The organism is Thalassotalea sp. Y01 (assembly GCF_012932945.1).
Taxonomy (GTDB): Bacteria; Pseudomonadota; Gammaproteobacteria; order Enterobacterales; family Alteromonadaceae; genus Thalassotalea_A.
Genome location: NZ_JABBXG010000005.1, coordinates 70,906 through 83,690 on the forward strand (window position 1 = coordinate 70,906; position 12,785 = coordinate 83,690).

A 12,785-nucleotide genomic window follows, 5' to 3' on the forward strand; every position below is an offset into this window, starting at 1 on the left:
TTAACAAACAAAAAGTGCGCCATAAGGCGCACTTTTTTGTCATTATTTGTAGCTTATTACGCTTCGAACATTGCCGAGATAGACTCTTCGTTGCTAACGCGACGAATGGCTTCTGACAACATGCCTGATAATGACAGCTGGCGAACCTTGTCTATTGACTTGAATTCATCTGATAAAGGAATTGAATCGGTAACCACCATTTCATCAATAACAGAGTTGCGAATGTTTTCTGCGGCATTGCCACTGAATACTGGGTGAGTTGCATAAGCAAATACACGACGAGCACCATGTTCTTTTAGTGCTTCAGCCGCTTTACATAGCGTACCGCCAGTGTCAATCATGTCATCAACGATAATACAGTCACGACCTTCAACATCACCAATTATATGCATAACTTGCGATACATTCGCTTTTGGACGACGTTTGTCGATGATGGCTAAGTCAGTATCGTCTAACAGTTTGGCAACGGCACGTGCACGTACAACACCACCAATGTCTGGAGAGACAATCACTGGGTTATCTAATTCTTTACCTAACATGTCTTCAAGCAATATTGGCGAGCCGAATACATTATCTACTGGTACGTCGAAGAAACCTTGAATTTGTTCTGCGTGCAAATCAACTGTAAGTACACGGTCAACACCTACACTCGATAAGAAGTCAGCAACCACTTTCGCCGTAATTGGCACACGCGCACTACGTACACGACGGTCTTGACGAGCATAACCGAAGTAAGGAATAACAGCGGTAATACGGCCGGCAGATGCACGACGTAACGCATCGACCATTACAATCAATTCCATAAGGTTATTGTTCGTTGGAGCACAAGTAGATTGGATAATAAAAACGTCAGAACCACGAACGTTCTCAGTAATTTCAACGCTGATTTCACCATCGCTGAAGCTGCCTACTTTCGCATCACCAATGCTGATGTATAAACGATCGGCGATCTTTTTAGCCAGTTCAGGGGTGGCGTTACCCGCAAAAATTTTCATGTCAGGCACTGTCAGTTCCTCAGAAACTTTGACATCATTAAACATAATACACTTAACCTTGAAGCCGCTATTGCAGTCTATCGGTCTTCAAAACCAAGGCTGCGTTGCTAACTAGCTTTAATGTTAGCATCTGTACCAACTTTATGGTCGGTAATTCCCTACAACTGCTGTAACTCATGCAGTGTGGGTGTTTGTGTCAGACCTTGAGCAACAAAGGATTTAACTCCTTTTGGTAATTTCGCTTGTAATTGTTCCGCTGACTTTTTATCAGAAAAAGTCGAGAAAATACAAGCACCAGTACCTGTTAGTCTTGACGGCGCGTATTCTAGCAACCAAGCCATCAACTTTTCAACCTCAGGATACAGTTTTCTTACCAGTGCTTCGCAATCATTAACACACTGATCGATATCAATCTCTTCTATAGTATGTTTTGCAGTCGAGCGTGGCAAATCTTTATGCGTAAACACGCTTGCAGTTGATATTTCAACCCCTGGTATGGTGACTAAAAACCAAGGTTGATCGCAGTGAAATGGTTGCAGCTTTTCACCGATACCTTCGGCAAAAGCAGTCACTCCTTTAATAAATACTGGGACATCAGCACCGAGTTTAACACCAATATTTATAAGGGTTTGCTGGTCAAGGTCAAGTTTCCACAAGGCATTTAATGCCAGTAACGTGGTTGCCGCATTTGACGAGCCACCGCCCAAACCGCCACCCATCGGCAGGTTTTTCTCTAGTTTGATGTCAACACCAAGGTCGACGCTGGCGAATGGCTTTAGTGCGTTAGCCGCTTTGACAATTAAATTACTGTCATTATCGACGCCAGCAATCGGTGTTAGTAAATTTATGTTTCCAGTTTGGGTAACTTTATACTCGAGAAAATCACCAAAATTGAGGAATTGGAATACCGATTGCAATTCATGATAGCCATCTTGACGACGGCCGGTAATATGCAAAAACCGATTAATTTTAGCGACGCTGCTAAAGCGGATAAAATTATCAGACATCAAAGCAACTCCCATTCACTAATGGCTAATTTGATGCGCATGTCTTTATAATCAATGCTGAGCTTGTTGGTGAGACGCAAGTTATTGACTAAGGTATAGCTCTGATACTCGAGCTGATATTGCTTGCCATTAACTTCGGCACTGAGTTGGCTTGGTAATTGTGTGCTATCGCTGTATTGGAATTGGTCAGAGTCACTGTATGGCAAACCTTTTAACCATTGACTAAGAGCTGCGACGGGCAAGGCGATACCAGAGACACTTTGTATTAAGTAATCAAGATCTTGATCTTGGTAGGTGTTGCCATCAACCGTGATGGTGTGCATACCGTCTTTAGATTCTATACTTAATACGTTAACCCCTAAAAAGGTGGTCAATCTCAGTTGCTGATTTTCACCAATTCGGCGCCAATATAAATTAGCACTTTGTTTTTCATCCGGTGCAATAAATGCGATTTTTCCGCGAATAAGCCAGTCATTAACGTCACTAAGACTTTGTTCTCGCAACTTTTGGTTTTGATAAAGCTCGCTATCACTATATAAGGTTTGGCAACCACTAATAGCAATTACCATAAACAGGGAAAATAGCCGTAGTAATGACGCAAACGGCAGCGTCGCCTTGCTTGTTTTATTATTTTGATGTGTGCGCTGGAGCAGGGAAACTGTCATAAATCAGCTAAAAACCTCAAAAAAGTTATTGTTATCTGGGCTGGTGTCTTTTCATCTTTGCCCGAATCTCGTAAAATTAACAGCTAATTAGATTTTTTTCACTAGTTTGTTGATACAAGTGTCGCAATTTTCAACGTTTATGTTGAGAAAGGCAAAACAATACAGGTTCGTTGTTATTATATGTCCATATTTGCTGTCGGAATAAACCATAAAACCGCGCCGGTATCGGTGCGCGAAAAAGTGGCCTTTACCCCAGACAATCTGACTCATGCTTTGCAGCAGATGGTAGACGATTTAGAGTGCAAAGAAGCCGCTATCCTGTCGACCTGTAATCGTACGGAATTGTATTTTGTGCAAGACCGACCGTTGGATGTTGTGCAACAGCAAATCATTGATTGGTTACAACAATACCACAAAGTATCATCAAATCTGATTGCGCCTTCTTTGTATTGGCACCATGACAGTCAAGCCGTTAATCATATGATGCGTGTAGCTTGTGGTTTAGATTCTCTTATTTTAGGTGAACCACAAATACTCGGCCAGATGAAGCAAGCGTATTCACAGGCTAAAGCTGCAGGTTCTATGCAAGTAGTGATGGAGCGCTTATTTCAACGAACATTCGGTGTCGCAAAAGAAGTGCGTACTGAAACCGAGATAGGCTCAAGTGCGGTTTCTGTGGCGTTTGCCGCTGTAAACCTAGCCAAGCACATATTTGCTAACCTGAAAAAATCAAAAGTATTGCTGATTGGTGCGGGTGAAACCATTGAATTGGTTGCCAAACACTTGTATGACAATCAAGTCAGTAAAATTACCGTTGCCAACCGCACCGTTGCTCGCGCTGAAAATATGGCACGTGAAATTGGCGCTGAAGTTATTACCTTAGCGCAAATTCCAGAGCACATCTGTGATGCGGATATTGTTATATCTTCAACAGGTTCGACCTTGCCGATACTCGGTAAAGGTATGATTGAACAAGCCCTAGAAAAACGTCGTCATAGACCTATATTTATGGTCGATATTGCGGTGCCTCGAGACATAGAGGAGCAAGTAGGGGAGCTAGAGGATGTTTTCCTATATACCGTTGATGATTTACAGGGCATTGTTGCACAAAATATGGAAAACCGTCGTAAAGCTGCAATTGATGCCGAAAAAATTGTCGGTAGCGGTACTGATGACTTTATGGCGTGGTTGCGCGGCTTAAATACGCAAAATTCAGTCGTTGCTTATCGTAACCAGTGCTTAGGTCGTCGTAATGAACTGTTATTAAAAGCTAAGCAACAATTAGCGAATAACAAAGACCCGCAGGCGGTAATGGCGGAGTTGGCGACTAAATTAACCAATAACTTAATGCACGCACCAACGCGTGCAATTCAACAGGCTGCACAAGGTGGTGAGCTAGACAAGCTTATCTATTTACATGACGTTTTTGATTTAGACTCGAAAGATAACTAGATTTAAACCACGCAGACATCTCACAATATTTTAATCTTTTGGTGAAAATAACTACATGAAAGAATCGGTATACCAAAAACTGGAAATTCTGGTTGAGCGCTTTGAAGAAGTTCAACACTTATTATCAGATCCAGATGTGATTGGCGATCAAGATAAGTTTCGAGCCTTGTCGCAAGAGTTTTCTCAGCTTGAAGAAGTCACAAAAGTTTTTAACGATTATAAGCAGGCGGAAGACAATTTTGCCATGGCTCAAGAAATGTTAAAAGACGATGACCCTGACATGCGCGAAATGGCACAGGAAGAGTTTAAAGAGGCTAAAGAGTCGATTGAGACCTTAACCCACGATTTACAGATTCTGTTACTACCCAAAGATCCAAACGATGATAACAATTGTTTTGTTGAAATTCGTGCTGGTGCCGGTGGTGATGAAGCGGCAATCTTCGCCGGTGACTTATATCGCATGTATAGCCGCTACGCTGAAAAGCAAGGTTGGAGCAGCGAAGTCATAAACATGAACGAAGGCGAGCATGGCGGTTACAAAGAAATCATTGTTAAATTTAATGGTGACGGCGTATACGGTCAAATGAAATACGAAAGTGGTGGACACCGTGTACAACGTGTACCAGAAACCGAATCTCAAGGTCGTGTTCATACTTCTGCCTGTACTGTAGTGGTGATGCCGGAAATCCCAGAATCACAAGCAATTGAAATTAACAAAGCTGATTTGAAAGTCGATACTTTTAGAGCCTCCGGTGCTGGTGGTCAGCATGTTAACAAAACGGACTCGGCGATACGTATTACCCATATGCCTACCGGTATTGTGGTCGAGTGTCAGGATCAACGTTCACAGCATAAAAACCGTGCGCAAGCGATGTCAGTACTTGCCGCGCGCTTACAGCAGGCTGAAGATGACAAACGACGTTCGGAAGAAGAGTCATCGCGTCGTTCATTGGTTGCCAGTGGTGATCGTTCAGAACGTATACGTACCTATAACTACCCACAAAGCCGAATGACAGATCATCGCATCAACTTAACTCTATATAGATTAGGTGAAGTGATGGAAGGTAACTTGCAATTGGTACTTGAACCAATCATGCAAGAAAACCAAGCTGATCTTCTCGCCGCTCTTGCTGAGCAAAATTAAGCTCAGACTAACAGACTGGTATTGCCGTGAACCCCTCGCAACACATGAGCATAAAGCAGTGTTTGGCATTTGCCAAAGACTGCTTTTTATCATCCAAAGATATTACGTTAACTGCTGATAAGCATGACGCTAAAGTCGATAGTGAAATGTTACTGTGTGAGGTACTCGGTAAACCAAAAAGTTACTTATTGACCTGGCCCGAAAATGTACTCAGTGAACAACAATATCAAACCTTTCTGGATTATGTTGTACGACGTAAACAGGGCGAACCCATCGCTTATATTCTCGGTACGCAAGAGTTTTGGTCTTTGTCGTTTAAGGTCGCAGATTGTACCTTAATTCCAAGAGCCGATACTGAAACTTTAGTCGAAGCGGTGTTAAATAATCACCCGCAACAACAGGGAGCTGTGCTTGACTTAGGCACAGGTACTGGTGCCATCGCCTTGGCGTTGGCACATGAAAAGCCACATTGGCGAGTTGATGCGGTAGATTACCATCACGATGTGGTAAATCTTGCCAAACAAAACCGTGAACGCTTATCACTGCAACATGTCGCTATTTATCAAAGTGATTGGTTTAGTCAGATTGCTGTTGAAAAAAGGTTTGATGTTATCGTCTCTAACCCTCCTTATATAGACGAGCACGACCCTCATTTAAGCCAAGGCGATGTGCGTTTTGAGCCGTTGTCTGCTCTGGTAGCAAAAGATAATGGCTTTCGTGATATCCAACACATTATCAATACCGCGCGCGATTACCTAAATAGCGGCGGCGCCTTGTATCTTGAACACGGATTTGAGCAACACCAAGGGGTACAAGCGTTGCTTAAAGAACATGGATTTCAAAAAATTCATACCTATTATGATTATGGCGGAAACCCACGCATTACCATGGGTGTATATCAATAACTGTCATATGTGTTAGCGCTCTAAGATTTATTGCCTTTGCCAACTGTGTTGCAACAGATAACTTTGCGTTAATTTAAACTTGCTGCTGGCAAATGATGAATATGACGGGCGAAGTTTTTCTGTTTCTTGCTCTACAAAAAACTGTGAACCCATATAAAGGATGTCTTGCGGGTTTTGTGCGCAAGGTAAGTAGCTAGCTCTCGCCGTCACACTAATAGTTTGATGAGGCTGGGTATTTACGGTTCGTTTGTCTAATGCACATAAATTGCTTAACACATCGTCACTTGGTGTCAGTTGCGTTGCTATGCTTTGCTCAATATCAACCTGTAACGGTAAGTTAGCACCGACCCAGGATATATCCAGTACATCATATCGTGGATCAAAGCCGGCATAACCTGCACTATTGCTAGAGATGCGTAACGCTTGATCAAGGTAATACTTTGCACGAAACGCGCGATTATCAATATACAGTTCAAATTCAATCTCTTCGATTGCCTCGCTAAATGGCGCAATTTCGAGTTTGTATTGACTGAGCCCGGTTAGGCTACTGGTTTGGTCAAAGTGGCTGGTTAAATCAAATGAGCGACCATTAATATCCATAAAAAATAAGTCACTGTCGCTGATCTTGATAAAAAAGCTTTGCAAGCCATTATCTTCAATAGGTTGAACCTTCATCACCATAGCGTATTCGAGCTGGCCATTTGCACCTTGCTGTTGGTGCAGCTCCATAGTTACTTTTAATTCAATGTCACTGTTTTCCAAATCTACGTCATCGGATGTGGTATCGCCGGATTCGCAAGCGCTCAGTGATAAAACCATTAGTGTTGTAATCAGTAGCTTTTTCATAATGTTGTCCATTTTATTATTCGTTAAGCCAGAACAAGGTTAGACATACAAAACTAAAGTTGCTACGGGTTGTGTAAAAGTTGTACAAAGTGAAAGTTTGGGTGTTGAAATGTAATACTTTTTATCTGTTGCGTGTGGGGTGTAACCTTTTTGGGGATGAATATTTAGAGTTCGCTAACAAATGACAGGGTGTTTGAAATACAGCGAATTTGAATTAAAAGACATTTAGATAATGTGTATGCTATATCAATGGGAAATCGTAACAATAGCTTCTAAAACAGTGGTTTAAACAGTGGCAAATAAAAAGGGTGTTTACTTATTCAGCAAACACCCTCAACATTATAATAGTCCCTAGTCTTGCGCATTAATACGCTGACCATTAACCGCTTGTGCAACATCGCTCATCAAATACACATAGGCCGGCATGATGTCGTCGGCGCTGGCGATTTTTGATTTATCTTCGGCTGGAAATGCGGTTTGACGCATTCTGGTATCTGTTGCGCCAGGGTTAATAGCATTGATACGTAAGCCAGAGCCTTCGTATTCATCAGCAATAACCTGCATCATACCTTCAGTAGCAAATTTGGATACACTGTAAGGTCCCCAGAACGCTCGACCTTTATTACCAACGCCAGAAGTTGTAAACAATAACGACGCATTAGGTGCCTTTATAAGAGCCGGCACTAAGGCTTGCGCTAGGTACATTTGCGCTGTGACGTTTACTTGCATTACATCGTCCCAAATTTGGCTATTAATTTGGGTAAATGGCGTCAATTCACCCAATATTGAGGCATTTAATAATGCGCCATCAAGGTGTTTAAACTGATCGACAATGGTATTGACCATATCTTTATAATGTTGCGCTGTAGCACCTTTCATATCCAAAGGCACGATAGCGGGCTCTGGTAGACCGGCGGCAACAATGTCATCGTAAACCGCTTCCAGTTTTTCAACGGTTTTTCCTAATAAAATCACCGTTGCACCATATTTTGCGTAGGTCATAGCGGCGGTTTTGCCAATGCCATCACCGGCACCGGTTACTAATATTGTTTTATTTTCCAGACAGTTATCTGTCACAATGAATTCAGTCATTAATGTATGCTTCCATTTTGTGCTTGTGCGTATTCTACCTGCTGTTGCTAAGGGATTCGACACTAATTTTACAATAAGCTGATTATCAGTTGTTATAATGTGTAAAAAAAAGTAGCAAAATGATCCTTGTTGCGGTAATTTAACTATCTATATAAAGAACTGGTCTTACTAGTTAACAAGTTTCTAACAAATCGCTATAAAAACAATAACATTTGGCGGTAATAGTTGTTCCTTTGGGGAGAAAAAATGAAAAAACTGATGATAGGCCTTGCGATTGCAAGTGCTCTTGGCTTAACTGCTTGTGATGATGAAACCATCAGCGATGTTGAAAAAGATAATGAGCAACAGGTCGGTAACGGCCAAACGGGTACGCCAGTAGCAAGTCGCGTTGTCTTTGATCCAGCCAACGGTGTTCTGTCAGTTCCAAACGACTTATTATTCCAAGGAACAACGGACGGCACGTTAAACTTTCCTGTACCTGATGCAAACGATTTCTCAGATCCATTAGTTGCCGCCAATACCCTTGATGGTTGGTCAACGCATCAACCATTCGTACTTGATGTTGATATGGCCGACGGTATTAGTCTTGACAGCGTTGCCGTGTTTAACACCAATGCCATTACCATTTTCGAAGCGGTAATGGGTGGTGACTTAAACGACGCTGAATGTTCGCAAATTCCAGTTGGTATCGCTTGTAAAGGTGGTGCCAAACTTGTGCTTGGCGAAGATTATGTCGTACAGGCTGATGGCAGCAGTTTAGTGGTAGTACCATTAAAACCACTAAAACCAAAAACAACCTACATTATGGCGTTGACCGACAAGCTGCTAGATTCAGAAGGCAACCCAGTTCTAGGTTCTGAAACCTATGATTTAGTCGGTCAGGACCCTAGTGTTGCACCAATTGCTGATCCATCGTTAAGTGGTTTACAAGCGATATTAAACAGTTTTGAAACGCTTACCGCGCAACAAGGTGTACCGCGTGACAGCATTACCTACACTGCGGCGATGACAACGCAGTCAGTTACCGACAGCTTAGGTGTCACCAAGCAATTACTTGCAGCGTCGTTAAACCCACAAACAGCAATGTTCCCAACCCCTGCGGTTATGGTTGCTGATGCAGGCTTTACTGCTGCCGATGCGTTAATTGCTGCCGGTCGTCTTGATCCAGCTGATCCGGAATTAGTACCACTTTATAAAAGTGCAAAGGTTTTCGGTGGCCAGGTAACCGTACCTTATTACTTGAAAACACCAATGACTGGTGATTTATCAGAAACCACATCATGGAGCGCATTGTGTGATTCAGGCGCTATGTTGGCGTTTGCTACTGACCTACCGGTAGAGCCACAAAGTCCAACTGATGCGGCATGTATGAGTTTTGGTCTACGAGATTTAGGTATTGATACTGAGCGTAACTTAACCAAGTACAACCCTATTCCAGCGGTACAGTCAATGGAAACCCTTGATGTTCAAATGACTGTACCTGACCCAGTTGTTGCCAACATTGTTCGTGCGGCGTTAGGTATGCCAGGTCAAATCGCTGAGCCAGAAAGTGGCTGGCCTGTGGTTATGTTGCAACACGGTATTACTTCTCGTAAAGAAGACATGATGGCGTTAACGGGGATTCTTTCTGCCAATGGTTTTGCAACCATTGCTATCGATCACCCATTGCATAACTCTCGTGGTTACGATCTGGATGATGACGGTGTTGCTGAAGTTGAAGCGGCTGCGAATCCATTCTACTACATCAATATCGCCAACTTAGTAAGTGGTCGTGATAACTTCAGACAAAGTGCGGCAGATGCCATGGCACTTCGTATGGGTATTAACTTCTTGCAAGGTGCGAACATCGATAGCAGTGAAGTATTTTATGTTGGTCACTCATTAGGTGCACTAACGGGCGTAAACTTCTTAGCAATGACTAACACACCAATGGATCCTATGGTTGATGGTTTGTTCAATGTAAAAGCTGCATCATTAGCGTCAGCGGCAGGCGGTGTACCTAATTTTGGTATGGCGTCACCAACATTTGGTCCTTTGATTAAGTACAACCTAGCTATCAGCTTATCGCCTGAGTTTGCAGAAGCTGCAGCCTCAGTTGGTGGTGCAAGTGCGTCACCTGATGCTATGGTTGCGTTTTGGAACGCATTCGAGCAAAACGGTATGGTAACCCCTGAAGTTGCCGGTGCATTTGCTCAGTGGACGTTTGCAGCGCAAGCTATTGTTGATTCAGCGGATATGATTAACTACGCCGGCCCGCTTCGTGCAAATGGTACACCATTGCACTTAGTTGAGATGGTTGGTAATGGCATGGATGTTCCTGCCGATACGGTTATTCCTCTAGAGGTTGCTACATCACCGTTGTCGGGTTCAACGCCACTTATCGGTTTGTTAGGTGTGCCTCAAGTATCGCAAACGACCTTATCAGAAACACCAATTTCAGGTGCGGTGAAGTTTGTTGCCGGTGATCACGGTTCATTGCTTGACCCAACCGCAAGTGCAGCAGCGACATTTGAAATTCAACAGCAAATAGCCGCTTACTTCCTTACCAAAGGAACGGCGATAGTGGTAACCGACGAAAGCGTCGTATTGCAATAATTATTTACAACATATTGAATAAAAAGGAGGCTTAGGCCTCCTTTTCTTTTGCTTAGTGGTTTTTCGCAGAAAATCAATGGTGTACAATCAAACTGATTAACTAAAGCATCAAGTAGGAGAGAGGCTTGGAATTTTTATATGAATACGGCTTGTTTTTCGCCAAAGTCGTAACTTTTGTTATTGCTGTTATCGCCATTATCGCCGCTATTGCAGGCGCAGCGCAAAAACAAAAGCATAAGAAAGGTGAGCTTGAAATATCGGATTTATCGGAACGCTATGAAGATATTGAGCATCACATGTTAGAAAGCTTATTGAGCAAAGACGAGCTTAAACAACGAGAAAAAGAGCTTAAGAAGCAACATAAAGAACAGCAGAAAAAACAAAAAGAAGGCGAACAAGAATCTACTGTCCGTTTGTTTGTTATTGACTTTAAAGGCAGCATTGACGCTCGAGAAGTTGATAGTTTACGTGAAGAAATTAGCGCCGTATTGAGTGTAGCCAAACAAAGCGATGAAGTCTTAGTGCGTGTAGAAAGTGGTGGCGGCATGGTCCATGGTTACGGCTTGGCATCTTCACAACTTGATCGTATTCGTCAACAGCAAATACCGTTAACCATTGCTGTCGATAAGGTTGCTGCCAGTGGCGGTTATATGATGGCGTGTGTTGCCGATAAGATCATTTCTGCACCATTTGCCATCCTTGGTTCAATAGGCGTGCTTGCACAGATCCCAAATTTTCATAAAGTATTGAAGAAGAACGACGTCGACTTTGAACAACTTACCGCTGGTGAGTACAAGCGCACCCTGACAATGTTTGGTGAAAATACCGAAAAGGGTCGTGAAAAATTCTTAGAAGAATTGGAAGATACCCATCAGCTGTTTAAACAGTTTGTTAGTGAGCATCGTCCATCATTAGATATGGCTCAAGTTGCAACTGGCGAACATTGGTTTGGTTTGCGAGCAAAAGAGTTAGGCTTGGTTGATGACATTCAAACCAGCGATGATTATCTGCAAAGCGCGGCAAAAGATAAGAAAATCATTCAAATTAAATTTGAAACCAAAAAAGGTATCGCGGAAAAACTATCAAAAGCCGCTTCTATGTCGGTTGAGCGCGTTGTCGGTAAGCTTTGGCAGAATAACCGCATCTTTCCGAGTTAAGTTCTATGAAGCAGGAATTTTGGCAAAACTGCTGGAATAAGGAACAAATAGGCTTTCACCAAGACGAACTGCAACCCTTATTAGTGCAGTACTTTCCGTCTTTGCTTAGCGCGGGTGACAGCCGCATATTTGTGCCTCTTTGCGGTAAATCCACGGATTTATTGTTCTTTGCCGACCGTTTTAAAGTGATAGGCAGTGAATTGAGTGCTATCGCTTGCAAAGATTTCTTTCGAGAAAACCAACTCGATGCGCAAATCACTCCAGCGCTTGGCTTTAATGTCTACAAAGCCAATAACGTGGAAATATATCAGGGTGATTTCTTTGCCCTTGATGCCAACTTGTTTCAGCAATTTGACTGGGTATATGACCGAGCAGCCTTAATTGCTTTTCCTGAGGCTATGCGTGCGGATTATGCTTACCACTTGCGCAGCTTTATTAAAGATAAGACTCGCGTTTTTTTGTTAACGTTAGAGTTTGACCAAAGCGAAATGGACGGTCCACCGTTCTCGGTGCCAGAATCCGATGTTCGACAGTTGTTTGATGGCTTTAAGGTAAGCAAAAAGGCAGAGCGAGATCTGGTTGGGCAAAAGTTTGCGCGCCGTAATTTACCGCTTAGTCATCTAAAAGAGTGTTTGTATATAATCTCTAAAGGCTAAGAGCGAAAGACTAAGAGTAAAAAAATAGAACCATAAAAAAGGCTGGTATTAACCAAGCCGGTTACCTTATGTGGATCTACTGAGGTTAAAACAAGACGAAAGCCCAATAGTTGTAAGCTATTGGGCTTTTTATTCTGAGAAAGATATTTTTCTAGAGATGCATGGATGGCTGTTTGGTGCCATTTGGAGTCGTTCATATATAGAAAGAATTCACCGTCATCCCATCATGCCTTTGGATGGGATCTCCCTTCGTTTCGAGGTGGCTTTGAGG

Annotated in this window: 12 protein-coding genes; 7 read left to right on the forward strand and 5 right to left on the reverse strand. The window is 42.7% G+C overall.

Annotated elements, in window-relative coordinates; translation table 11 throughout:
• Positions 1–56: 56 nt before the first annotated feature.
• From HII16_RS08630 to lolB, 3 genes are all read right to left on the reverse strand, one after another.
• Positions 57–1,004 (reverse strand): ribose-phosphate pyrophosphokinase, encoded by a 948-nt coding sequence (locus tag HII16_RS08630; RefSeq protein ID WP_135437487.1) that lies wholly within the window; start codon positions 1,002–1,004, stop codon positions 57–59.
• A 149-nt stretch (positions 1,005–1,153) separates the two neighbouring features.
• The gene (gene ispE / locus HII16_RS08635; RefSeq protein ID WP_248289561.1) at positions 1,154–2,002 is read right to left on the reverse strand and encodes a 4-(cytidine 5'-diphospho)-2-C-methyl-D-erythritol kinase; all 849 of its coding nucleotides are present in this window, start codon (positions 2,000–2,002) and stop codon (positions 1,154–1,156) included.
• Complete coding sequence (gene lolB, locus HII16_RS08640) at positions 2,002–2,571, reverse strand: lipoprotein insertase outer membrane protein LolB (RefSeq protein WP_169129323.1); 570 nt, start codon at positions 2,569–2,571, stop codon at positions 2,002–2,004. Before lolB ends, ispE begins: the two co-directional genes overlap by 1 nt.
• 276 nt (positions 2,572–2,847) lie before the next feature.
• Here lolB and hemA point away from each other — a divergent pair, with 276 nt between their 5' ends.
• The 3 genes from hemA to prmC are packed head-to-tail and all read left to right on the forward strand — an operon-like array spanning position 2,848 to position 6,168.
• Positions 2,848–4,119: a glutamyl-tRNA reductase gene (gene hemA, locus HII16_RS08645; protein ID WP_169129325.1), complete on the forward strand. Its 1,272-nt coding sequence runs from the start codon at positions 2,848–2,850 to the stop codon at positions 4,117–4,119.
• 55 nt (positions 4,120–4,174) lie between these two features.
• Positions 4,175–5,263, forward strand: a complete 1,089-nt coding sequence (prfA, locus tag HII16_RS08650; RefSeq protein WP_169129327.1) for a peptide chain release factor 1 — start codon at positions 4,175–4,177, stop codon at positions 5,261–5,263.
• Positions 5,264–5,307: 44 nt separating this feature from the next.
• Entirely contained in the window at positions 5,308–6,168 is an 861-nt protein-coding gene (gene prmC, locus HII16_RS08655; RefSeq protein WP_169129329.1) for a peptide chain release factor N(5)-glutamine methyltransferase, read from the forward strand.
• 27 nt (positions 6,169–6,195) lie between these two features.
• On the opposite strand, the gene HII16_RS08660 is transcribed toward prmC, so the two are convergent.
• Together HII16_RS08660 and HII16_RS08665 are read right to left on the reverse strand one after the other, a co-directional pair.
• Positions 6,196–7,014 (reverse strand): hypothetical protein, encoded by an 819-nt coding sequence (locus tag HII16_RS08660; RefSeq protein WP_169129331.1) that lies wholly within the window; start codon positions 7,012–7,014, stop codon positions 6,196–6,198.
• Between the two features lie 351 nt (positions 7,015–7,365).
• Positions 7,366–8,106 carry a YciK family oxidoreductase gene (locus HII16_RS08665; protein WP_169129333.1) on the reverse strand — a complete coding sequence of 247 codons (741 nt, stop codon included), beginning with the start codon at positions 8,104–8,106 and terminating at the stop codon, positions 7,366–7,368.
• A 246-nt stretch (positions 8,107–8,352) separates the two neighbouring features.
• On the opposite strand from HII16_RS08665, the gene HII16_RS08670 reads away from it, so the two are divergent.
• The 4 genes from HII16_RS08670 to HII16_RS16760 form a co-directional block, all read left to right on the forward strand.
• Positions 8,353–10,701, forward strand: coding sequence for a VolA/Pla-1 family phospholipase (locus tag HII16_RS08670; RefSeq protein ID WP_169129335.1), 2,349 nt, complete (start codon positions 8,353–8,355; stop codon positions 10,699–10,701).
• Positions 10,702–10,826: 125 nt separating this feature from the next.
• Positions 10,827–11,858 carry a protease SohB gene (gene sohB, locus HII16_RS08675; RefSeq protein WP_169129337.1) on the forward strand — a complete coding sequence of 344 codons (1,032 nt, stop codon included), beginning with the start codon at positions 10,827–10,829 and terminating at the stop codon, positions 11,856–11,858.
• 5 nt (positions 11,859–11,863) lie between these two features.
• Positions 11,864–12,514 carry a thiopurine S-methyltransferase gene (locus tag HII16_RS08680; RefSeq protein ID WP_169129339.1) on the forward strand — a complete coding sequence of 217 codons (651 nt, stop codon included), beginning with the start codon at positions 11,864–11,866 and terminating at the stop codon, positions 12,512–12,514.
• Positions 12,515–12,584: 70 nt separating this feature from the next.
• Positions 12,585–12,785, forward strand: a 201-nt coding sequence (locus HII16_RS16760) for a hypothetical protein (protein ID WP_211183465.1), incomplete at its 3' end; no start/stop codon positions are given.

Coding starts and splice junctions, on each gene's coding strand:
- HII16_RS08665 (WP_169129333.1), bottom strand. CDS start 8,106: ATGACTGAATTCATTGTGACAGATAACTGTCTGGAAAATAAAACAATA.
- HII16_RS08680 (WP_169129339.1), top strand. CDS start 11,864: ATGAAGCAGGAATTTTGGCAAAACTGCTGGAATAAGGAACAAATAGGC.
- prmC (WP_169129329.1), top strand. CDS start 5,308: ATGAGCATAAAGCAGTGTTTGGCATTTGCCAAAGACTGCTTTTTATCA.
- lolB (WP_169129323.1), bottom strand. CDS start 2,571: ATGGTAATTGCTATTAGTGGTTGCCAAACCTTATATAGTGATAGCGAG.
- hemA (WP_169129325.1), top strand. CDS start 2,848: ATGTCCATATTTGCTGTCGGAATAAACCATAAAACCGCGCCGGTATCG.
- HII16_RS08660 (WP_169129331.1), bottom strand. CDS start 7,014: ATGAAAAAGCTACTGATTACAACACTAATGGTTTTATCACTGAGCGCT.
- ispE (WP_248289561.1), bottom strand. CDS start 2,002: ATGTCTGATAATTTTATCCGCTTTAGCAGCGTCGCTAAAATTAATCGG.
- prfA (WP_169129327.1), top strand. CDS start 4,175: ATGAAAGAATCGGTATACCAAAAACTGGAAATTCTGGTTGAGCGCTTT.
- HII16_RS08670 (WP_169129335.1), top strand. CDS start 8,353: ATGAAAAAACTGATGATAGGCCTTGCGATTGCAAGTGCTCTTGGCTTA.